General features: G+C 71.4%; 19 protein-coding genes. 5 read left to right on the top strand and 14 right to left on the bottom strand.

Annotated elements, in window-relative coordinates:
• Positions 1-12: 12 nt before the first annotated feature.
• From BMZ50_RS16055 to BMZ50_RS16020, 8 genes are all read right to left on the bottom strand, one after another.
• Entirely contained in the window at positions 13-3,063 is a 3,051-nt protein-coding gene (locus BMZ50_RS16055) for a BPTD_3080 family restriction endonuclease (protein ID WP_091326502.1), read from the bottom strand.
• Between the two features lie 100 nt (positions 3,064-3,163).
• A complete protein-coding gene (locus tag BMZ50_RS16050; protein ID WP_091326499.1) occupies positions 3,164-4,525 on the bottom strand; it encodes an AAA family ATPase in 1,362 nt (453 codons plus the stop codon).
• 9 nt (positions 4,526-4,534) lie between these two features.
• Complete coding sequence (locus tag BMZ50_RS16045) at positions 4,535-6,025, bottom strand: hypothetical protein (RefSeq protein ID WP_091326497.1); 1,491 nt, start codon at positions 6,023-6,025, stop codon at positions 4,535-4,537.
• Entirely contained in the window at positions 6,022-7,173 is a 1,152-nt protein-coding gene (locus BMZ50_RS16040) for a hypothetical protein (RefSeq protein ID WP_091326494.1), read from the bottom strand. Before BMZ50_RS16040 ends, BMZ50_RS16045 begins: the two co-directional genes overlap by 4 nt.
• Before the next feature lie 88 nt (positions 7,174-7,261).
• On the bottom strand, positions 7,262-8,089 hold the full coding sequence (locus BMZ50_RS16035; RefSeq protein WP_091326492.1) for a hypothetical protein: 828 nt from the start codon (positions 8,087-8,089) through the stop codon (positions 7,262-7,264).
• Positions 8,090-8,247: 158 nt separating this feature from the next.
• A complete protein-coding gene (locus BMZ50_RS16030) occupies positions 8,248-8,562 on the bottom strand; it encodes a hypothetical protein (RefSeq protein ID WP_143087196.1) in 315 nt (104 codons plus the stop codon).
• Positions 8,563-8,627: 65 nt separating this feature from the next.
• Complete coding sequence (locus BMZ50_RS24550; protein WP_218146291.1) at positions 8,628-9,773, bottom strand: tellurite resistance TerB family protein; 1,146 nt, start codon at positions 9,771-9,773, stop codon at positions 8,628-8,630.
• A 604-nt stretch (positions 9,774-10,377) separates the two neighbouring features.
• Positions 10,378-10,911 carry an NUDIX hydrolase family protein gene (locus BMZ50_RS16020; protein WP_091326488.1) on the bottom strand — a complete coding sequence of 178 codons (534 nt, stop codon included), beginning with the start codon at positions 10,909-10,911 and terminating at the stop codon, positions 10,378-10,380.
• Positions 10,912-10,927: 16 nt separating this feature from the next.
• Here BMZ50_RS16020 and BMZ50_RS25300 point away from each other — a divergent pair, with 16 nt between their 5' ends.
• Both BMZ50_RS25300 and BMZ50_RS16010 read left to right on the top strand, forming a co-directional pair.
• Complete coding sequence (locus tag BMZ50_RS25300; protein WP_091326486.1) at positions 10,928-11,266, top strand: AarF/UbiB family protein; 339 nt, start codon at positions 10,928-10,930, stop codon at positions 11,264-11,266.
• 90 nt (positions 11,267-11,356) lie between these two features.
• Positions 11,357-11,980, top strand: a complete 624-nt coding sequence (locus BMZ50_RS16010; protein WP_091326484.1) for a hypothetical protein — start codon at positions 11,357-11,359, stop codon at positions 11,978-11,980.
• Between the two features lie 7 nt (positions 11,981-11,987).
• Here the strand turns inward: BMZ50_RS16010 and BMZ50_RS16005 are convergent, their stop codons facing one another.
• On the bottom strand, positions 11,988-12,737 hold the full coding sequence (locus BMZ50_RS16005; RefSeq protein WP_091326481.1) for an enoyl-CoA hydratase/isomerase family protein: 750 nt from the start codon (positions 12,735-12,737) through the stop codon (positions 11,988-11,990).
• A 180-nt stretch (positions 12,738-12,917) separates the two neighbouring features.
• Here BMZ50_RS16005 and BMZ50_RS16000 point away from each other — a divergent pair, with 180 nt between their 5' ends.
• Entirely contained in the window at positions 12,918-13,976 is a 1,059-nt protein-coding gene (locus tag BMZ50_RS16000; protein WP_245753677.1) for a transglycosylase domain-containing protein, read from the top strand.
• 479 nt (positions 13,977-14,455) lie between these two features.
• Here the strand turns inward: BMZ50_RS16000 and BMZ50_RS15995 are convergent, their stop codons facing one another.
• The 4 genes from BMZ50_RS15995 to BMZ50_RS15980 all read right to left on the bottom strand — a co-directional run bounded on the left by BMZ50_RS15995 (position 14,456) and on the right by BMZ50_RS15980 (position 17,693).
• Positions 14,456-15,865 (bottom strand): DUF4407 domain-containing protein, encoded by a 1,410-nt coding sequence (locus BMZ50_RS15995; RefSeq protein WP_091326479.1) that lies wholly within the window; start codon positions 15,863-15,865, stop codon positions 14,456-14,458.
• A gap of 172 nt (positions 15,866-16,037) precedes the next feature.
• Positions 16,038-16,355: a DUF3303 domain-containing protein gene (locus tag BMZ50_RS15990; RefSeq protein WP_091326476.1), complete on the bottom strand. Its 318-nt coding sequence runs from the start codon at positions 16,353-16,355 to the stop codon at positions 16,038-16,040.
• Between the two features lie 15 nt (positions 16,356-16,370).
• Positions 16,371-16,751 carry a YybH family protein gene (locus tag BMZ50_RS15985; RefSeq protein WP_091326474.1) on the bottom strand — a complete coding sequence of 127 codons (381 nt, stop codon included), beginning with the start codon at positions 16,749-16,751 and terminating at the stop codon, positions 16,371-16,373.
• A 51-nt stretch (positions 16,752-16,802) separates the two neighbouring features.
• Positions 16,803-17,693 carry a helix-turn-helix domain-containing protein gene (locus BMZ50_RS15980; RefSeq protein WP_091326472.1) on the bottom strand — a complete coding sequence of 297 codons (891 nt, stop codon included), beginning with the start codon at positions 17,691-17,693 and terminating at the stop codon, positions 16,803-16,805.
• 122 nt (positions 17,694-17,815) lie between these two features.
• On the opposite strand from BMZ50_RS15980, the gene BMZ50_RS15975 reads away from it, so the two are divergent.
• Entirely contained in the window at positions 17,816-18,733 is a 918-nt protein-coding gene (locus tag BMZ50_RS15975; protein WP_245753676.1) for an alpha/beta hydrolase, read from the top strand.
• Here the strand turns inward: BMZ50_RS15975 and BMZ50_RS15970 are convergent, their stop codons facing one another.
• Positions 18,734-19,339: a TIGR03086 family metal-binding protein gene (locus BMZ50_RS15970; RefSeq protein ID WP_245753675.1), complete on the bottom strand. Its 606-nt coding sequence runs from the start codon at positions 19,337-19,339 to the stop codon at positions 18,734-18,736.
• Between the two features lie 270 nt (positions 19,340-19,609).
• Here BMZ50_RS15970 and lhgO point away from each other — a divergent pair, with 270 nt between their 5' ends.
• Positions 19,610-20,815, top strand: a complete 1,206-nt coding sequence (lhgO, locus tag BMZ50_RS15965) for an L-2-hydroxyglutarate oxidase (protein ID WP_091326463.1) — start codon at positions 19,610-19,612, stop codon at positions 20,813-20,815.
• The last annotated feature ends 15 nt before the right edge of the window (positions 20,816-20,830 follow it).

The raw sequence follows: 20,830 nt of genomic DNA, 5'->3' as shown, positions 1-20,830 counted from the left end.
GGACCGTTCGGCTTACGCACCACGTGTGACCTCGTCATAGTCGAGCAGATCGGGATCGCCGACGATGGGATCGTCGGCGTACAGCGAGTCGATGGCCTCAGAAAGGCGGTCGCGGACGCCCAGCATGGTGGAGATCTCCACGTAACCCCAGCGTCCGAAGCCGCCGTGGTTGTTCACAGCCACGCACCATTGATCGCGTGCGGTGTCCGCCTTAGCTTTGGTCGGGCCGGGGCTCTTTTGGCCGCCGGAGACCTCGATGATGAGCGTCCGCACCACGTCGTCCTCGCGTGGCTTCAGCCTGACCAAAAAGTCGGGGACGTACGAGTGCGTCCGACCCTTGTGCACATACGGGATCACGAAGCCGAGGTGGTCGTTCTTCGCGTAGGACAGGACGTCCCGGTGAAGCTCACACTCAGCAGCCAGTAGCTGCTCCCAGGTATTACCGTCCTTGCCGTCCAAGGTGACGTGACTGACCTCGGACTTCTCCGCCGGAACGACGGCCTTACGGGTCGGGAAAGCGATCTCGGCGGTCGAGCCGATCGGGTCGAAGCGTCGGATCATCGGGCGCAGCCGCTCGCGGCGGTTACCGACCTGGACAGCGATCGCCCGGTGGATGGCTTCCGCGGCCTCGGCCTGGCCCTCGGTCGACGTCAGCAGGTGTCCGATCGCATACCCGGGGGCCACGTCGACACACTGCTCGAGCCACTGCTGCGCGATCTTGACCAACTGCGGGAACAGCCACGGCCGCGGGTCCTGCCCCAGCGCGGTGAGGTGCGTCCGCAAGAGTCGAGCCGCCAGGCGGTAGGCCACCTCTTGCCGGCGACGCCCCTGCGCCTCGTCGTCGGTGACCGTCTCGCCTTCACCGACCACGCCCTCGACGTCCGTACGCGTCGGCACCGTGCTCGGACCGATGTGAAAACGCTCGGCCGTCGCCGCGTCGAACATGAGTTGCTCGTCCGGGATCTCGACCCGGTACCCGTCGAGCTTCGGGAACTCGATCCGCAAGTGCTCACGGCCCGGGAGCGACTCCACCATGATCGCCGGCGGGCGCGGCAACGGATCCGGGCCAGGCTTGTCGTTCGGGATGAAGGCGAACGGGATGCCGTAGACGTTGGCGTACTCCGGCTCGAACTTGCCGTCCTCGCCCAGCGCATACGATCGGCGGCGGAGTCCGCGGCCGACAACCTGCTCACACAGCAGCTGGCTGCCGAATGCGCGGATGCCGAGGATGTGGGTCACCGTGTTGGCGTCCCATCCTTCGGTCAGCATAGCGACGCTGACGACGCAGCGAACGCCTTCGCCGAGCTTGCCCCTCTTCCCAACGGTGTTCATCACCTCGCGGAGGAGGTCCTCGTCGGTGAGGGAGTCGGCGTCCGCGCCCGGGTTGCGGCGGCGGAAGTCAGCCTTGAATGCCTCGATCTCGGCGGCGGCGGCCTGCTTGAAGTCGGCCTTCATCGCCTCGCCGGACTCCAGCTGCGCGGAGTCCACGAGGATGGTCCGCGGTCGGGTCAGGAAGCGGCCGTCCTCGACGTTGCTGAACCGCTCGAGCTCTCCAGGGACGAGCACACCGCCGTCCGTCTCCTTGCCGGCGATGTAGTCGTAGACCAGCTTGGAGACGACCGTGTTGGGGCAGACGACGATGAACACGGGCGGCGGCTCGCCGTGCTCTCTGAGCGTCCGTTCCCAGTGGTCGAAGGACTTGGTGTAGCTGCGGTAGAGGCTCTTGAGCGCTCCCTCGAGCTCGGCCGGGGGGACCCAGCCGTGCAACGACTCGGTGGACGACAGCTTCTTCTTCGGGAGCTGTGCGCCGATGAGGTCCCAGAGCCGCAGGTAGGTGACCAGATCGCCGGTCGCGTCGTCGTCCACTGGTGTGCGCGGGATCTTCACGATGCCCGACTCGATGGCGTCCATGAGGGAAAAGTCGCTGACCACCCACGGGAAGATGTAGCCCTCGGAGTAGCCGGAGCCCCCGAGGTAGAACGGCGTCGCAGACAGGTCGTAGATCGACTTGATGCCGACCTTGCGCTGGATCGCCTGAAGGCCCTTGAACCAGACGCGCGCAGTCTCGAGGTCTTCCTTGGTCTGCGACGCCGGCGCGCCCTTGACGGCGGGGATCGGCTTGTCCTGATAGCAATGGTGCGCCTCGTCGTTGAACACGACTATCTGCTCGTTGCGGCCCGCGAAATCGCGCAGGACCCGGGCCACCATGGCCTCCGGCGTCTCCTTGAAGGGATCCTCCGCCTTGCCGGCGAGGAGGATCTTCTTCGTGTTCGAGGCGACGCCCTTAATCTCCTTCGCGTCCCGCAGCAAGAAGGAGTGGTAGTTGGTGATCACGATCTGTGCCTGCTGAACCGCGGCGCGCACGTCTGACGGCAGAAGGTCACGCTCGTCGTAGTAGTTGCCGGGATGGCCGGGGTACAGCACCTGGAGCCGGTCCCGGATGGTGATGCCGGGCGCCACGATCAGGAACCGCTTGGCGAAACGCGCGTCACGTGGGCTGAGCACCTTGTTGGCTGTCTGCCAGGCGATGAGCATCGCCATGACGACGGTCTTGCCCGATCCGGTGGCCATCTTGAGCGCGACTCGCGGCAGCCCCGAGTTGTGGTCGGCGTTGGCCTCGTCGATCTGGCGGCGCCAGTCGGCATAGCCGTGCCGACCGGCGACCTCGGTGAGGAAGATCGCCGTCTCCGCGGCTTCCCGCTGGGCGAAGAGGACGCGGTTCTCCCTCGTGGGGTCGGCCCAGTGCTGGAGCAGCTTGCGGCTGGTGGGCGTCACGCGCTCGTAGTCGCGATGGCGCCAGCGTTCAACCTCGCGACGGAGGTCGTTGACGAAACTGTTGCGCTCGCGCCGCTCGCCGGTGAGATCGAAGTCGATGGCGTCTTGAATGAAGCCGGCATCGCTCACTTTGCCCTTGCGGGCCGCGGGGATGGGAATGTACGACTCGCTCGGTCGACGTCCCTCGAGGATCGTGCTGGTACGCCCGCTCGATCCCATCTCGTAGTACCGAGCCGGCGGGTCATACGGCCCATTGAGGATCGGGCTCGCTGCGAGGGTCTCCGTCACGCGCGACCACGTCCCATCATCGTTCCGGTCCTCTTCCGTGCCGCCGTCACCCTAAGCGGCGCACCGTTCAACAAGCTGTCATGACTCCGATGCGACGCCACTAACCCGCCACCCGGTGTCGCAAGAGGTGGGTGAGCACAGCGTGGTTCGCCTCCCAGCCGTCGGGGCAGTCGGCCGGCAGGTTGAGGAAGACGTTCGACTCGGTCGGGTGTGCGTCCAGAAGGTCGCCCACCCCCTCTCGACCCACGACGATGCAGCCGTGCCGGTGCCGGCTGAGCAGCACGCAGAGCCGGCCGGCCTCGAGGTGGAAAGCGGTCGCGTCCCGCCGCCCAGCCAGCGGGTGCCAGACGACTGTCACGTCGAACTCGCGCCCCTGAAGCCGGTTGGCGGTGTCGACAACGACGTCCGCGAGCTGCGCCGGACCTCCGGCTGCCAATCGCTGCTGGAACTCGCGGCGCAGTGCCGCGACCTGGTCAGTGTGTGCCGCCCCAACGGCCACACGACCGCCGACGAGCGGGATACCGCCCTGGTTCTGCTCGCACCGGGTCTGGGCATTGCGCGCGAAAAGCGCGGTGGCCGCGTCAGCGACCGCCGTCACCATCCCGGAGTCCGTCCGCGTCGTGAAGGCGGCGGACAGTTCGAGATAGGCCCAGCCCGTCCGGGCCATGGTCGTGACCGCGGCGTCGGCCGGTGAGCCGATGTCGAGACGGTCGACGTGCAGCTCGCGCTCGTCGTGGTCCGTGGCGCTGGTGAAGTCGAGCTCGTAGAACGCGGATCGGACGAGATCGACCGCGGATGCGGGCAGTCGCCACGAGACGGGCAGCTCAACGACCGGCGCATCGGGGTATGACAGCTCCAGCGTCCCAGCGGCCGTCTCCAGGGGACCGAGGGGGACGCCCTCGAAGCGGCGGGTGTCGGCGATCGTGAAGGGATCGAGCTGGCCGGGGTCGCCGACCGCCAGCGCTCGATCGAACAGGTTGGCAACGCGGAAGAGGTTGTCGCCGCGCATCTGGTAGGCCTCGTCGATGAGCGCGAGGTCGTAGTGCGGCGGCGCGGCGGCGGCTCGCGGGTTGTTGCAGTACACCCACTTGTCGGCCGGCGCGACGATCGCCTCGCAGCCCTGGAGCCCGCTGAGCTGACGGTCGACGACGAGCCCGGGCGCCGAGGCCGCGCGGGTCCGCGCCTCCGGCTCCCCGCCCTCGGAGACGAACCGCCCGGTGCGGATCCCCTCAGCGGCCAGCGCCGTCGCCAGGTCGTCTGCCTGGGCATTCGTCTGCACGACGATGGGCACGACCGGGAGGCCGTCGTCGAGCAGCGTGCGGGTGACCCGGCGCATCGTCGTCGTCTTCCCAGCACCCGGCGGGGCCTTGGCGATCACGACCCGATGCTCGGCACGACGTAGCGCGTCGGTGATCTTTCTCGTCGCCGCGGCTGAGTCGTCGATGGCGGTCTGCTTGGGCATGGGGCTCCTTCAGCTCGCCGGCGTCGCGGGGGTCGGTGTCGAGGCGTCGGTGCTGACGTCATTGATCGCGTCGACGTCGTCCTCGGTACGACGGTGGGTCCAGGTCTCGCGCAGGCTGTGCAGGGGCTTGACCGGGCCCTTCTTGAGCGACAGGGATGTCAGGCGGACGGTGCGCCCCAACTGGGTCGGCAGGTCGGGGGCGACCCCGCGCGAACGATTGACACCTGAGGTGATCTCGAGCGTCATCGTGGCGTCATCGCGGTCGAGCACGGTCATGGAGACCCCGCCGTCCCGTTCGGTCCAGCACAGGCTGTCACCGGCGACGACACGGTGGTTCTCGTGGGCCAGCCGGAGGCGGATGAGGGGGCGCAGGACCCGGTTGGACCTGCCGGGAGGGACGATCCGCCGGTCGGGTTCGGCGTAGTCCACGTCGCCGCGGACTCCCGTGCCATCGACCTCCTGTGCGACGAAGCGCAGCGGGTCGTCCGCGCACTCCTGGGCGAGCACGAGCTCGGTGTCCGCTTCCCGCTCGGCGAGCAGCCAGATGGCTTCCCGATCAGACAGCGTGTTGCGCAGGCGGACGTCGTCACCGGTGCTCCGTCTCCACCACCGCTCCCACGCTTCGACATCTCGACCGCGACGCGCGGTCGCGTGGGCCGCCGGCGGCAGCCCGCGGAGCAGGTCCAATGCGGTCCAGGTGTCCGTCCAGGCCGCCTCCAGCGCCGTCCGGACGACGGCCCGCACCTCCTCGGCGAGCGGGTCGACGACAGAAGGATCCGTGCTGCCGTTGCGCGCGGTGTTGAAGTCGCTGATCGCCGGGTCGAGATGCCGCTTGTCCCACTGCGGGCTCGACGCGGGTCCGGCTGTCGGTCCGTCCTCCGCCGCGATGGCCGCGGCGGCCGCTCCTTCGGGACCCGGGGTGACCCAGGCCAGCACGGCAGCCAGCAGCTCGTCTTCGAGCGCCGACTGTCCCGTCGTCCAGTGCTGGCAGAGCAGGTCGGTCATGGGCAGGACCAGCGCCTGCCCAGGGTGCTCGGACTGGCCACCGAACCAGGCGAGGTGGCGACCGGCCTGGACCGTGGTGGGCGGGATGAGCCCCGCCGGACCGGGGTGGCGAATGCTCCGCCCGAGCACTTCGAGGAACTGCGCCGTCGCCGTGTTGGGAACGACCAGCTGGGGACACGGCCGTTCGGTCATCGCCCCCGGGTCACCCTCGATCGGCTCGTACCCATTGAGGTACTGGAGGACGATCTCCGCGAACGGGTTAATCAGACCAAAGCGCAGATCGCGGTTGCGCGGCTCGGGGGCGCAGAAAAAGTGCGGGTCCTCGCGATCGGTACCGACGAGGACCCCCACAGGACTCGCCGGGTCGCCGGCCAGCTTGTACGTGACGATGACGAGCGGCTCGTCGCTCAGGTGACGGTGGCACATGCTGGCACGCGGCAGCGCCCGGTCCTCGGCCGCAGCCCGCACCTTGAGGTAGGCGTCGAAGACGGTCACGCGACACCTCCGGCGTCGACGTAGGCCTCGTGTGCGAGATGTAGGGCAGCGGTGACGTCCGCTGCGAAGACCGCCGGAGTCCCCGTGATCCCTCGCGGAACCGCGCCGGTCCGCGCAGCATGCACAGCGTCCGCGACGGTGTCGAAGACTCCGAGATCCGAGCGGACGTTCTGGCCGAGGCGGTCGAGCCGGTCTCCCGACAGGCACCGCTGCCGGCAGGCGCGGGCCATGGAGCAGGAGCTCAGGCAGCCCGGCGTGTAGTGGTGATCGACCTTGGCGACCTGCTCGGCGAGCTCGTCGGGGTCGTTGATATCGAAGGTTAGATCGTCAGGCAGCTCGTCGAGGATGGTGGAGAGCTTGGTGCGACGCGCGAGCCGGCGGGACAGCGCCTTGAGCTCGTTGCGGACGTCGAGCGTGTGACTAGTCGGCGTGAGCCCGTAGCCCTTGGCCGTGATGAGAAGCGTCGTCGTCGAGACGACGTCGGGATCGAAGCCGAGCTCCATCAGTGCCTGCTGAAGGCTGAGGACGTACACCGCGCTCTGTCGTGCCGCCTGCGAGACGTGTGATCGCTCGTTGGGGACTCCTGCGATCACGGCGAAGGACTTGATCTCGACGACGTAGAGGCGGCCACCGACGACGAAGGCGAGCGCGTCCTGCTCGAGATAGCAGGTACGGCCGCTGCGCCTCAGGGTCGTGACCGGGTGGCGAAGGATGTTGTAGGCCGCGTTGGGATCGGTGAGCATGTCCGCCAGCGCGTCCGTCGTCCGCTGAGCACGCCACTTGAGCGCGGCCCGCCCGCGGAGCCCCTGGGGGACGTCGGAGAGGTCCTTGTAGCGGGCCTCGGAGATGTCGAGGTGCAGCTGCTTGCGAGCCTCAGCAAGCAGGTGGCCTTCCTCGACGACGATCCGCTCGAAGAGGTTGCCGCGGCGCAGCGCCGCCGGGGACTGCTCCTCGGGCATCGAATGGCCCATGCGCGCGGCGAGCGCCGCCTTGTCGATTGCAGCGGCATCGAGGACTGCGCGCAGATGGCATCCCGGATGGTCGAGGTCCGCAGCAACATCGCGGGCGTGCCCGGCCTTGGGCGGCTGGGCCCCGCGGAGGCGATCCAAGACCGCGTCGATGTGATCGTGATCCGACACGCTGCTCATCGCGGCTCTCCCCCCTCGTAGGCCACATCCATCCGCATCGGCACACCGGTCAGCTCGAAAGCCATGGACGCGGATCGGGTGAGCTTCATCAGGCGCCCCCCGTCGTGGTCTTGTCGGTCTTCGCCGCCTTGAGCGAGGCGCCGAACAGTCGCTGGACCTCGGGCAAGTCGACGGCGCGGCGCGCAGCGGTCGCCCGATCCGCGGCATCCTGATCTGCGAGAACTGCGAGCTCGCGATCAGCGGCTTCCCGGATGCGGCCGGCGTCGAGCTCGCTGCGCCGAACGCCCGGAACGGTTGCGCTGAATCGCCACAGGAGGCGCTCGATTGCGACTGCGTTCGCCGACGGGTCGGTCTCGCCGTCCCTCACGCGATCAAGCGACTCCGCCAGGTGGATCGTGAGTCGAAGGTGCGTCGTACGAGGGGTGAGCGGCCCGATCAATCGGTCGGCCAAGTCCCAACTCGACACGGTAAGCAGGCCCCGCACGGGAGCGAAGGTGTCGTGCTGAAGCGCCGGACAGATGTAGTAACTGCGGGCCCCAGGCGCCTTGAGGTGCGCACGCCGCTCGTCATGACGGAGCGACGTCACGGCCTTGTACGGAAGTTCCTCCCCGTAGAGCGCGCCCGCGAGGCTGATGATCAGCTGCGGTGAGAGCGGCACCCCGACGGCGTTGAGGAGCGCGTGCGTCTGTTCGCGACTTGTGGGCGCCGGCAGCGCCGACCGGTAGGTGCCCCGCTCCTTGTGCACTCGCGCGACGGCCCGCTCGATGGCGCGATCACGGTCCCGCTCTGCCAGGCGAAGCTCGCGAGCGAGCTCTTCCCACGCAGCAAGGTCGCCGGCTTCCAGCGCTTCCGCAAGAGCCGCCTGCAGCTCCGCGACGCGCGCCATCGCCTCGCGGGGAACGCCGTCCGCAACCATGCCGGAGAAACTATCGCTTGTTCCAGACTTCGTCCAGACTCTTCCCGCAAGCCGGCAAGATTGGGCAACACGCCCATGCACGACCCCACGCCGACAGCTACGGGTCCACTGGCTGCACTCGGAGTGACCGGGCGAACGCTCGGCACGTCATCGCGTCCTCAGAGCCGATCGATCCAGGTGTCCTCGTCGCGGTTGTCCCACGACGACGCGTTGTCCGTCGGCGCTGAGGGTGAGCGGAGCGAAGCAAGGACCCGCAGCGCCTCCGCACGCGTCAACGCCCGCAAGGACTCGACGGGGCGCTGAACCGCGGCCTCGATCGCTCCTTGCCTCTCCGCCATGGTGGTCAAGCCACGCGCAGTCAGTGCAGCCCTGATGTCCTTCACCAACCAGTCGGCGATCGACTCGTCCCGGGGAACCGGCTGACCCGGTGGCCGCGGGGGCTCGTCACCAAACAGCGAAAGTTCGCTCGCCATGCAGGCGATGCTAAGTGCGGACGCAGCGCGAGCCTTGAAGCCCGCCGATGGCGGCAAGCCCAAAGCTAGTTAGTGCCTGCCTCAGGCCGACTCGGCCGACACCTGGCTTCAAGCTCCGCCAGGAGCTTCCGCTCGCGCGAGTTCGTCTCGCCATCCACCCCCGCTACGCGCGCGGCGGCATCGAGAAGGTCACTCAGGTCCCCCTCTTCGCTTTCGACACGTCGCAACACCTTTTCGGGGTCGAGGTCCACCAGGTGTGCGAGTTGCTCGTCCACCACCTGATGGGCCTCCGCAACCAGCTTCACCAGGTGTCGAAACAGGAGCGCCTCGTCATCAGAAACCCGACCGTCAGCGTTCATGACGAGCCAGGCAACCCAAAGCAACAGTCGCGGGTGCCGACTGCACTCACTCAAGTCCCCGGCCAGCTCGATTATGCGGGCCTCGTTCCGAAAGATGGCCCGCGCATGACGCCCGGCGATCTGAGTCGTGTAGCGGTTCACCAGTGCCGCAAGCGGAACGCCGACCAGGGGGATACCGATCTTGATGACGTTGCGCTGCAGCAGAACCTTGCCCACAACCGGAAGAGCCCTGCCTGCGGCCAATACGCCCTTGGAGTAGAAGCGCTTGATCAGCGGGCGCATCAGGACCGGAACGACCTTGACTACGCCCTCCCGGGCGACCTCTCCACCCTTGATCGTGAACGCCACCCGGATGAGCTTCCAGAGGTCGTCCGGGTCCGACGTGTCGATCGGCACTCGATAAAGGACTGCAATGTCGTAGGCTAGGCGAAGCTGCAGCCGAGTGATGTAAACGACGTCGACCATGACGGTCGCAACCGCGGCCGGAACAGTTGCCGGCGAAGTGCCACCGAGTGAACCGATCGTGGCAGCCACCGTCGCCGTGTACGCACTAGCGGAGAGACCGCCTTCGATTGCCGCGTAGCGGGCCGCCATCTTGATCCGCTGCTCGACAATGCCGTCCGCCGGCACGCCCTTGTACTTCTCCTGGAAGTACTGCCAGTCCACCTTCTCCGTGTAAGAGTTCAGGGACAGAGAGAGCAGACGCGTGAACCAGCCGCCGGACTTGATCTCATCAGGCGTCAGGCTACTGACGAACTCGCGGATCTCCGCCCGCTCGCCTTCAACCTGGACTCGGTCCTTGTCCGTGTGTTTGTCAACAAGGCTTACAGCGTTGACCAACTCTTCAGGCACAGCACTACCTCGAAATTTCAGCAGCAGTAGGGGCGAAGCAAGCCCGCTCATAAGGACGTGCAACGCAGCATGATCGGCATACTGCCTCTCCGTGCACCGCTCGGCCCCAGGGGATCAGGCGCCCCTCATCATTAAGGGGGCTCCTAACGGGTGTGGTCCAGAAAGTATGGCGCGCGTCCGCGCCCTCACCCGGCATCCGGGGTCGGCGCGCCTCCGACTACTGAGCCGAGCGGCGCATCTTCGGCCACGAGCCCACCAATGTGGCGAGCGAACCAGCCCCGACGCCGGCCACTTCTGTCTGGCAGGCATCAGACCACGGCCCCGACCGGCCCGCGCACGCGGGCAGCCTCATCCGACGACGGTTGCCGCCTCCACCAGCCGGCACAGCGCGTTCACCCACCGCAGCTGCTCCGGTGTCCGCACTCGTCGGCCAGGCGGTCGCCTCCGCCGTCACCGGCGCGCTCGTCGAAAAGCTGGGCCCGGAGACGGCGCTGATTCTTCCCGCCCTCGCCGCCGCGCTCGTCGTCGCCGCCGCCTTTGCCCACCGGGCACCGGCCCGGCAGCGCCGAGCCGGAGCGGGAGCTCGTTCCCCGCCTGAGCCGGCTCAGACGCCCAGGTGCGACAGCGCCTGTAGCAGCAGGGTGCTCTGCCCGTTCTCGAACTCGGCGAGGACAGCAGGGTCGCGCGCCTCGAGCGGCGTGAACCAGGTCAGCTCGAGCGCGTCCTGCTGGGGCTCGCAGTCCCCCTCGACCGGCACCACGTAGGCCAGCGACACGGCGTGCTGCCGCGGGTCGTGGAACGGCGTCACGCCCGGGGTCGGGAAGTACTCGGCGACAGTGAACGGCTGCGGTGCGGGCGGGATCCGCGGCAGGGCCAGCGGGCCGAGGTCCTTCTCCATGTGCCGGAGCAGGGCCGCGCGGATCCGCTCGTGGTACAGCACCCGGCCCGACACCAGCGCCCGCTTGATCTGCCCGTCCTCACCGGCCCGCAGCAACAGACCGACGGCGATGACCGTGCCCTGGTCGTCCACCCGCACGGGCACCACGTCGACGTAGAGGATCGGCAGCCGCTCGCGAGCGGCGTCCATGTCGTCGCGGGAGAGCCAGCCGGCATCGGTCGCCGTCGTCACGTCGGTCATGGAGCGTGTCTAACCGATGCCGCTGTCCCGTCGGCAGTCCGGTCCACCCACGCGGCTGACAGCATCGGGCAGGTCCACCGCGCCGCCTGGTCCGCCGGCAGGCCGAGTGGCCGCCAAGGTTCAGCAACCGGGTACCGCCGAGTCGCTGGTCGCCGACCTGAGCATGCTGAAGAGGTTCTCCCCGATCATGCGAGCGGCGCCTCCTCACCTCGACGTCCGGGACCTCTTCACCGAGCGGCGCGAGTGGTTCGTCGCGGAAGCCGACTACCTCCGCGATGCCGACGAGGTGCAACGGTGGCTGACTTGCTGGCCACTCGCGAGACGTGCTCACCGGCAGGCAGGGCCCTGTCCGTGAGGGCATTGCGAAGGGGGGCAATTGCCGCCAAAGTGACCCCCGTGGCGATGCCACCGGGGCGCCGCCGTTGACAGCGGGAGGAACGGCGGCATGCACGCACGGTCCACCAGCATCCGCGGCAACCCCGCCAACCTCGATGTCGGCATCGCCTACGTGCGCGACGAGGTGCTACCGGCGGTCCAGCAGGCAGAGGGCTGCATCGGCCTCTCGATGCTCACCGATCGCGAGAACGGCCGCTGCATCGTCGCGACGGCGTGGGCCGACGAGGAGGACATGCGCGCCAACGCCGCGGAGGACCGCACCGTCCAGCACCGCCTGCTGCACATGCTCGGCGGCGGGCACGCCGACGTCCAGGAGTGGGAGATCGCGATCCTCCACCGCGACCGCCCCGCCGGCGACGGCGCCGGCACACAGGTCACCTGGGCCCGCATCCCGCCCAACCATCTCGACGACCTGCTCGAGGCCTACCGCCACAATCTGATGCCCAAGCTCCAAGAGCTGCCCGGCTTCTGCAGCGTCAGCATGCTCGTCGACCGGCGCAACAGCCGCACGGTGAGCGTCACCAGCTTCGAGACCCGCGAGGCCCTCGAGCTGGTGCGCAAGCACGCCAGGTCCCTGCGCGAGCAGTTCGCCCGGGCCATGGGCGCCCGGATCGTGGACGTCGCCGAGATGGACCTCGCCCTCGCCCACCTGCGGGTGCCCGAGACGGTGTGAGGGAACCTCAGCCGGCGGACCGGCGCATCGACCACATTTGCGCGGGCCGCTCGAACTGCATCGCGACGTCCCAGCCCACCGCGCCGCCCACGGCCTCCTTGCGGAAGTTGCCCACCGCCACCCGCGCCAGCTCCGGATCGGCGGCCACCCGAGCGGCCAGCTCCAGCGCCCGCTTCTCGACGTCGGCGTCGTCCACCGACTCCCAGGCCAGCCCGAGCTCCCGCGCCCGGTCGCCGTTGATCTCCTCGCCGAACAGCGCCATCGCCGCCGCGGCCTCGCGGCCGATCAGCCGGGACAGGATCACGAAGTGCCCACCGCCCGGGTGCATCCCCCGCTTGAGGAACCCGCACAGCAGCCGGGCGTCGCGGGCGACGATCCGCAGGTCGGTCGCCAGCAGCATGTTCATCCCGGCGCCCACCGCCGAGCCCCGGACCGCGGCGATGGTCGGCACCTTCACCTGCCCCAGCCGGTAGAAGGAGTCGTAGATCGCCGACATCCCCTCGTAGGCGGTCGGCTCGGCCGGGTCCCGGCCGGCGTCGGTCAGCACCTTCACGTCCCCGCCCGCGCAGAAGGACTTCCCCACCGCCCGCACGACCAGCGCCCCGACCTCCGGCCGCGCGTCCACCTCGTCGAACAGCCCGATCAGCTCGCGGGCCATCGCCGGCGTCAGCGCGTTCCGCCGCGAGGGCGCGTTCAGCGTCACCACCGCGACCGCGCCGTCGACCTCGAGCAGCACCTCACCGGAGCCAGCAGCCACGAGCCCACCTCTCAGCCAGCAGGCCGGCTCCAGCGCCGGCCGACACCCGCAGGCATCTCACCACGGCCGCAGAACGCCCCGCCCGGGCGATCGGGAACGGCCCCCGGAGCCACCGGCCACCACGCTCCGCACACGTACCATGACGTCTCGCATCCACGAGGCAGGGAGAGCAACCGCCCCATGGCCGACGTCCTGTCGGAGCTCTGGTCGAACCTCCGTCGTCGGCGGACCGAGGACCCCACTCGCCCCTGGCCCCAGGACGGCCGGACGGCCCCGCTGCCCCGGGTCCCCGGCCCCCGCACCCCGACGGACGACGCCGCGGCACCCCGCCGGTACGCACCCCCGCCGGAGCCCACACCCGCCGAGCGCCGGCGGTGGCAGCGTGACCGCCCCGAGCGCCGCCCGGGGCGACGCACGAGGCCCGACCGCCCCCGCCGCAGGCTCGCGCGCAGGCTCAGCACGCTGCTCGCCGCGGTCGCCGTCGTCCAGGCCCTGGTCATCCTGTCGCTGCGCTGGATCGACCCGCCGACGACGGCGTTCATGGCCGCCAACCCCGGCGGCGCGATCCAGCAGTCGGTGCCGGTCGAGCACGTCTCCCGCAACTTCCTCGCCGCGGTCATCGCCCACGAGGACGCCCAGCTGCCCTACCGCACCGGCGCCTTCGAGTGGGGCGAGCTGTTCGACCGCGCGCAGGCCCACCTCGCCGGCGACGAGGACCCGACCGGCTCCACCATCCCCCAGCAGGTCGCCAAGAACCTCTTCCTCAACCAGGAGATGAGCGCCTGGCGCAAGGCCGTCGAGGCCGCCCTGTCCATGGAGCTGGCCCTGCTCCTCGACGACCGCCGCGTGCTCGAGCTCTACGTCAACTACGCCCAGTTCGGGCCGACCATCTACGGCGTCTGCGCGGCCAGCTGGTACTACTTCGACACCCCGCCGCAGAACCTGCCCGTCGACCAGGCCGTGCAGCTCGTCGGGCTGCTCCCCTCCCCCGGGCACGTCCAGCGCGCCCCCGGCGGCGGCCTCGACTTCGACGTCGCCGACGGCCGCGGCTGGCTCTCCCGCTCGCACGTGATCAACGCGCAGAACCGGGTGCCCCGCCACATCGAGAACCTGGGCTTCCGGCCCGTCGAGGACATGGGCATCGACGGCCTCGCCGCCGACCAGCCCGCCGCCGACGACGACTGCTCGACCCGCCCGCAGGAGATCACCGACCTGATCGCCGCCGAGGGCACCGGCTGATCGGCCCCGGGTCCCGGGGCTCCTCAGCTGCCGGTGCGCGCGACCGGGATGCCGGGCCAGCCGGGTCCCGGCCGGAAGGTCCCGCGGCGGGACGGCGCCGGAGCGGCCGCCGGGACCGGGGGCGTGACCACCCGCAGGGCCCTCCCCTCCCGACGCTCCTGGCGCGGCACCGCGCGGGGAGGCAGGGTGTCCCGGCACCACCGCTCGCAGTCGGCCATCAGGTTGCCGGTGGAGAGGGCGCGAGGCGCCCCGCTGGATGGCGTGCCGGACAACGCTGCAGGCTCCTTACATCTGGATGAATCGGTGGCGGGATCCCCGCCGCTCCGCGATCGGGGCTCTGCCGAGCACATGCGCCACCGGCCGAGGGACGACCGGGGGTGTGCCGAGAGCACGCCGTGAGACGGGGCGAGGACGCAGGAGCAACGCTAGGTCACACCCGCGCTCCAGCCCGGCAGGCGGACGACCGGCGCGCCCCCGGATCAGACCGTCGTCGACACCCGGTTGGCCGGCCGACGGCGCACCGAGCGGACCGTCCGCGCCGCGGCGGTGCGGGCCTTGAACAGCACCGGCGAGGTGTCCCAGAGGTGCCGCGCCTCCGCCGCGGGGTCCTCCGGTTCGGCGTCGGCCGGCTCCTCGGGAACAGGGGCCGGCGGCTCGGCGAGGGCCGCCACGGCCGTCCGCCGCCGGGCCAGGACCGCCTCCTTCTGCCGCTCGATCCGCTCCCGCTCGGCCATCACCAGCAGCTCCTCCCGCGCCTGGGCGACGGAGAGCCGCGAGCCCTGCTGCAGCTCCTCGATCTCCACGTCGCCGGCGTCGCGCAGAGCCGCGAGCCGGTCGTAGGCCGACGGCGGGCCGAAGTTCAGCAGCAGCTTCATCAGCACCGGCAGGATCTCGATGCTCATGAACAGCAGCGAGAGCATGAACTGCGCCGCCGCCAGGGTGGCGTTGCGGTCACCGAGCCGGTCGAGCGCCTCCAGTCGCATGAGGATGCCGCCGGCGCCCTCGTTGGTCGCGTCGAACGCGGCCTGCAGCCGGTCCTGGTCCGCGGTGAGCCGCGAGAGCTCCGCCCGGTCGCCGACCAGCGCCGCCGCCGCCTGCTCCGCGCTGCGCGCCTCCGCCGCCGACGCGGCCGCGACGGCCCCGTCCAGCGAGGACGCCGCCGAGGCGACCACCGCCGCCTGCGCGTCCGCGGCCGCCCGGGCCTGCTGGTAGGCGGTGCCGGTCCCGGCCTCGCCGGTGCCGCAGGTGCCGTCCAGCTCGCACTGCGCCTTGGCCTCGAGCTCCCGCTGGGTGGCCAGCGCCGCGTCGTAGGCCTCCTGGCGGGCGCTCGCCTCACCGTGCACGGCCACCAGGCCCGGGTCGCTCTGCCCGCCGGTGGCGACGATCGACTCCTGGGTGGCGATCCGCTCCTGCAGCTCCGGCAGGCCGGCGAACCGCGCGTCGGACTCCAGCGAGCTCCGGTACGCATCGGCGGCTTCCGCCTGCATCGACACGACCTCGGTGTCGATCTCCTTGGCGAACACCTGCAGGGTCAGCGGCGTCGCGATCACGATGCCGAGCACCAGCGCGAGCCCGACCCGCGGCACGGCCAGCACCAGGTTCCGCTTCAGCGACGCGTCGTGCGCCATCCCGACCAGCAGCATCCGGTCGAGGTTGACGATGACCAGCCCCCAGCCGAGGCCGACGAGCAGCGCGAACGGCCACCACACGCCCAGCGCCATGTGCACGGCGAACGCCGCCGACAGGACGGCGAGCCCACCGGTGCTCAGCAGGACCCCGCCCAGCGCCACGAACCGCGGGCGCGCCCCCGGCGCCGCCTCCAGCACGTCGGGACGCCCGCCGCCCAGCACCGCCAGGCCGTCGCCGATCCGCCGATGTCGAGCGGCCACCTGCACGCACCCCCGGGCGACGGGGGTCGTGGTGAGCCGCCGCCTCGCCCCGGGTTATCGGCAGCCCGGCGGGTGTGACGGAACGGTCTCGGCCGCGGAAAGCCGCAGCCCGGGGCCGTGCCGCCTCAGCGACCACACGGCACGCTCGCGCCCCACTGCCCCCTGGCCGCCGTCAGCGCCAGCTGCCGATGGCGTCGGCCAGGGCGGAGTCCATGTCGTAGAGCGGCTCGATGGTGATCTCGACGGCGTGCGCGTAGTGCTGCAGCTGGTAGGCCTGGTAGCGCGCCAGCGCCTCGGGGTCGTCGGCCTCGAAGAGGACGTAGCCGCCCCAGCTCGTGCCGTAGGTCTTGTGGTGGGTGATCCCGCGCTCCACCCCGCCCCAGTTGCCGGACTTCGCGAACGTCCGCATCGCCTCGGCCCAGGCCGCGTCGATCTCCGCCTTGGCGACGCCGTCGCGGTAGGCGAACCGGTGCAGGTACATCTGGCCCATTGCGGAACCTCCCGCTCAACCCGCGTGCGGCGGCCGGCTGGAGTTCCAGATGTCGAGGCCCCATTTCCACCCGCCGTCGGCCTGCCGCTGGTGGACGACGACGTACTTGCCGATGTCGGCGACCTGCTCGCCGACCCGCAGCTCGTAGCGGCCCTCCTCGACGGCCACGTCGTCCCACTCGTCCAGCTGCACCGTCTCCAGGAGGCCCCCGGTGACCCCCATGCCGAGCACGCCGCGCCAGAACTCCTCGATCGCCGCCACCCCGGTCACCCGGTCCGACCCCGGCGGCAGCAGCCGGGCATCGGGCGCGTAGACCGTGGCCATCAGCGCGGCGTCGCCCTTCTCGACCCCCTGCAGGAACGTGGCGTTCAGGGCGTCGACATCACTGCGGGCCATCGGGACCTCCCTCTTCCGGTCGCCCACGGTCGGCGCGCACGCAGCCGCGCGTCAACGCCCGCTGTCCCCGGGACGCGCCGGTCCCGCTCCCGGCGGACCCTGCGCAGCGGCCCCCTCACCCGCCGCCGTCACCGCCCGGCCGGAGAAGCCCGCCCCGCGGCGCACCTCGTCCGGCGTCCGGCCGAACGCCGCGCGGAAGCCGCGGCCGAACGTCGCCTGGTCGCGGAACCCCCAGCCGTGCGCCACGGCCGCCACGGTCACCGCGGTCCCGCTGCGCACCAGCTCGCGGTAGGCCCCCTCGAGGCGCAGCCGCCGCACGTACCCCGCCGGCGTCCGGCCGCGCGCCGCGAACAACGCGTACAGCGAGCGCACCGACAGGTAGGCCCCGGCGGCGATCGCCGGGGGATCCAGCCCCGGATCGCGCAGGTGCGCCGCCACGTAGCCGGTCACCCGCGCCCAGGCCGCGTCGTCCGCGCCCGGGCCCGGGGCACCGCCCAGCAGCGCCACCGCCGCGTCGGCCACCGACTGCCCCAGCCACCCGTCCAGCGCCGCCGCGGTGCCCAGCGCCGTCTCCAGCAGGACGGCCAGCAGGCCGGCCGCCGCCGGGTCCAGCAGCCCGCTGCGGGAGCCGGGGAGCCGGGACGACGGCACGAGCAGCGTCCACATGTGCAGCCGTCCGGGCGTCCGGACGTGCACCGGCTCGGCCCCGCACCGCAGCAGCGCCGAGCCCGGGCGGACGACGACCTCCACGCCGCCCCGCTCGACCACCGCGAGCCCCTCCCGCACGAACAGCACCCCGACGACGTCGCCCGGGCCCACCGCCCGGGGCGCCCGCCCGGGACCGCACCGGGAGTCGACGAGCACGAGGTCCCCCACCCGGTGGCGGGCCGGGGCACGCGGCGCCGCGTCGCCGGAGCTGCGGTGTTCGGCGGCGTCGGCCATGGGGACCTCCCGCCGCGCAGCCAACTCCGGCCCGGGCCGGCGCGGCAAGGCCTGCAGGCATCGCCGGACGTGCTGCACCGATCGTCACGACCCCCGGCCGCCGGGCCGCCACAGTCCGGCCCATGCGAGAGGGCCCCATGCGAGAAGACATCGAGTTCACGGCCGAGGACGGCGTCACCCTGCGCGGCTGGCACTACTCCCCCGACGGCGGGGACGGACCGGCGCCGCTCGTCGTCATGGCGCACGGCTTCTCCGCCACCAAGGAGATGTACCTCGACGACTTCGCCGAGCACTTCGCCGCCGGCGGCCTCGGCGTCCTCGTCTACGACAACCGCAACCTGGGTGCCAGCGACGGCACGCCCCGCGGTGAGCTCGACCCGTGGCAGCAGATCCGTGACTACCGGACGGCGATCACCTGGGCCCTGACCCAGCCCTGGACCGATCCCGCCCGCATCGGCGTCTGGGGTTCCAGCTACAGCGGCGGCCACGTGCTCGTCGTCGCCGCCCTCGACCGCCGGGTGGCGTGCGTGGTCTCCCAGGTGCCGCTGGTCAGCGGGCTGGCCAACGCCCGCCGGCTGATCCGCGCCGACGCCTTCGCCGGCCTGCGGCAGATGTTCGACGGCGACCGGGCCGCCCGGTACGCCGGCCAGGACCCGGCCATGATCCAGGTGGTCTGGGAGAAGGAGCCCGACGAGCCGTGCGCGCTGCCCACCACGGACAGCCACGACTTCTTCCTCGGTCCGATCCTCGAGCGGGCGACCACCTGGCGCAACGAGGTCACCCTGCGCTCGGTGGAGATGTTCACCGAGTACGAACCCGGCGCCTACATCGGCCAGATCGCGCCGACCCCGCTGATGGTCGTCGTCGCCGCGCAGGACCACCTCACCGTCGCCGACCTGACGCTGGAGTACTTCGAGCGCGCCCGGCACCCCAAGGAGCTGGTCGTGCTGCCCGCCGGGCACTTCGACGCCTACGTCGGCGACGGCTTCGCGCGGTCGGCGCCGGCCCAGCTGCGCTTCCTGCAGCAGCACCTCACCTGATCAGGACGGCGGCCGCCAGCCCGGGTCGCGGCCGGTGAGCCCGAGCAGCCGGTCCAGCGCCGGGGCGTCGTCGGGCACCGGCACGGGCGGGCCGAACAGGCCCGGCTGCGGCGGCCCGGCCGCCACCTGGGCCGCGAAGCCGAGGCACGCCTCCACCGACGCCGGGTCGGCCGAGTACGGCTGGCCGGTGGCGACGGCGAGATCCCAGCCGTGCACCAGCACCTCGTCGAGCGCGACCGCCGCCGCGACCGGCGCCGGCATCGTGACGCCACCGGCCTCGGCGGTCCCCTCCCACGCCGAGGGGCGCTGCCACGCGGCCACCAGCGCGTCGAGCTGGGCCGGGATCAGCCGCCGCCACTCCGGCGACAGGTGCTCGGCCGAGGCGGACGGCCCGCCCGGCACCGGCGTCTTCTCCGCCGCCAGCCGGAACGCCAGGGTCAGTCCCACCAGGTGGTCGAGCAGCGCCGCCACGGGCGTGCCGGCCATGGGCGTCGGGTTCCCCAGCTGGTCGCCGCGCACGCCGGCCACCACCCCGGCGACCTCCGCCGCCTGCGGTGCGAGATCGATCCGCGTCGTCTCCATGGAGGGCAGACGGACCACCGCCACAGAACTCAGCGGAGGTGGCGATGACGTCGGCCGGCCGTCGCTCGTCGAGCTCGCGCGGGTGGCCGGCCGACTGCGCGAACGGTACGGAGCGCGGTCCCATGGGGTTCACCGCAGTCGTGCTCTGCCCACGACAGTGGGCAGAGCACGAGTATCCACGGACGGACCTGTGCTCCCCGGCTGCTCGTGCTCTGCTTGCGCAGTGGCAGCCGAGCACGAGCATGCGTCGGGAAGAGCTCGCGGGCTGCAGCTGCACGGAGAGAGCGGGGAACCATGACGGGCCAGCGGTACGCCGTTGTCGGGGGCGGGATCATCGGGACGGCGGTGGCCCGGCGGCTGCTGCAGCGGCAGCCGGACGCCGTCGTCACGGTCCTGGAGAAGGAGCACCGGCTCGCCGCCCACCAGACCGGCCGCAACAGCGGCGTGGTGCACGCCGGGCTCTACTACCAGCCCGGCTCGCTGAAGGCGACGCTGTGCCGCCGCGGCGTGGCCCTGCTCCGGGACTTCTGCGCGGCGAAGGGCCTGCCGTACCGGGAGATCGGCAAGGTGCTGGTCGCGCTCGACGCCGCCGAGGAGCACCGGCTGGCGGCGATCGCCGAGCGGGCCCGGGCCAACGGCGTCCCCGGCGTCCGGATCATCGACCGGGCGGAGCTGCACGAGCGCGAGCCGCACGTCGCCGGCATCGCCGCGCTGCACTCGCCCACCACCGCGATCGTCGACTACGCCGCCGTCACCGAGCACCTCGCCGCGGACGCCCGCGCGGCCGGCGCCACCGTCCGCACCGGCTTCGAGGTGGCCGCCCTGCGGCGCACCGGCGGGGAGGTCGTCGTCGGCGCCACCACCGGGGAGGAGCTGGTGGTCGACCGGGTCGTGCTCTGCGCGGGGCTGCAGGTCGACCGGCTGGCGGCCCTGGCCGGGGACGCCGAGTCGCCGCGGATCGTGCCCTTCCGCGGCGAGTACTACGCGCTGCGGCCGGAGCGGCGCGCGCTGGTCAACGGCCTGGTCTACCCGGTGCCCGACCCGCGGTACCCCTTCCTCGGCGTGCACCTGACCCCGCGGGTGGACGGCGAGGTGCTGGTCGGCCCCAACGCCGTCCTGGCGCTGGCCCGGGAGGGGTACCGGTGGCGCGACGTCTCCCCCCGCGAGCTGGCCGCGATCGCCGGGTTCACCGGCTTCCGGCGGTTCGCCGCGCAGCACTGGCGGACCGGCCTGGCCGAGATGCGCGGCTCGCTGAGCACGCGCGCCTACACCGCCGCGGCCCGCCGGTACCTGCCCGAGCTGACCGCCGCGGACATGGTGCCGGCCGCCGCCGGGGTCCGCGCCCAGGCCATGGAGGCCGACGGCAGCCTGGTCGACGACTTCCGCATCTCCCGCCGCGGCGCGGTGGTGGCGGTGCGCAACGCGCCCTCCCCCGCCGCGACCTCGTCGCTGGCGATCGCCGAGCACCTCGTCGACGTCGTCCTGGCGCACACCCCGTGATCACGCGGGCAGGTA

It is taken from the genome of Geodermatophilus ruber (genome assembly GCF_900114385.1).
Lineage (GTDB): Bacteria > Actinomycetota > Actinomycetes > Mycobacteriales > Geodermatophilaceae > Geodermatophilus > Geodermatophilus ruber.
Note: the sequence above shows the minus strand (reverse complement) of the source record. Positions and strands in the feature narration are given on the sequence as shown.

Coding starts and splice junctions, on each gene's coding strand:
- BMZ50_RS16050 (WP_091326499.1), bottom strand. CDS start 4,525: ATGCCCAAGCAGACCGCCATCGACGACTCAGCCGCGGCGACGAGAAAG.
- BMZ50_RS16040 (WP_091326494.1), bottom strand. CDS start 7,173: ATGAGCAGCGTGTCGGATCACGATCACATCGACGCGGTCTTGGATCGC.
- BMZ50_RS16035 (WP_091326492.1), bottom strand. CDS start 8,089: ATGGTTGCGGACGGCGTTCCCCGCGAGGCGATGGCGCGCGTCGCGGAG.
- BMZ50_RS16030 (WP_143087196.1), bottom strand. CDS start 8,562: ATGGCGAGCGAACTTTCGCTGTTTGGTGACGAGCCCCCGCGGCCACCG.
- BMZ50_RS16020 (WP_091326488.1), bottom strand. CDS start 10,911: ATGACCGACGTGACGACGGCGACCGATGCCGGCTGGCTCTCCCGCGAC.
- BMZ50_RS25300 (WP_091326486.1), top strand. CDS start 10,928: ATGCCGCTGTCCCGTCGGCAGTCCGGTCCACCCACGCGGCTGACAGCA.
- BMZ50_RS16010 (WP_091326484.1), top strand. CDS start 11,357: ATGCACGCACGGTCCACCAGCATCCGCGGCAACCCCGCCAACCTCGAT.
- BMZ50_RS16000 (WP_245753677.1), top strand. CDS start 12,918: ATGGCCGACGTCCTGTCGGAGCTCTGGTCGAACCTCCGTCGTCGGCGG.
- BMZ50_RS15990 (WP_091326476.1), bottom strand. CDS start 16,355: ATGGGCCAGATGTACCTGCACCGGTTCGCCTACCGCGACGGCGTCGCC.
- BMZ50_RS15985 (WP_091326474.1), bottom strand. CDS start 16,751: ATGGCCCGCAGTGATGTCGACGCCCTGAACGCCACGTTCCTGCAGGGG.
- BMZ50_RS15980 (WP_091326472.1), bottom strand. CDS start 17,693: ATGGCCGACGCCGCCGAACACCGCAGCTCCGGCGACGCGGCGCCGCGT.
- BMZ50_RS15975 (WP_245753676.1), top strand. CDS start 17,816: ATGCGAGAGGGCCCCATGCGAGAAGACATCGAGTTCACGGCCGAGGAC.
- lhgO (WP_091326463.1), top strand. CDS start 19,610: ATGACGGGCCAGCGGTACGCCGTTGTCGGGGGCGGGATCATCGGGACG.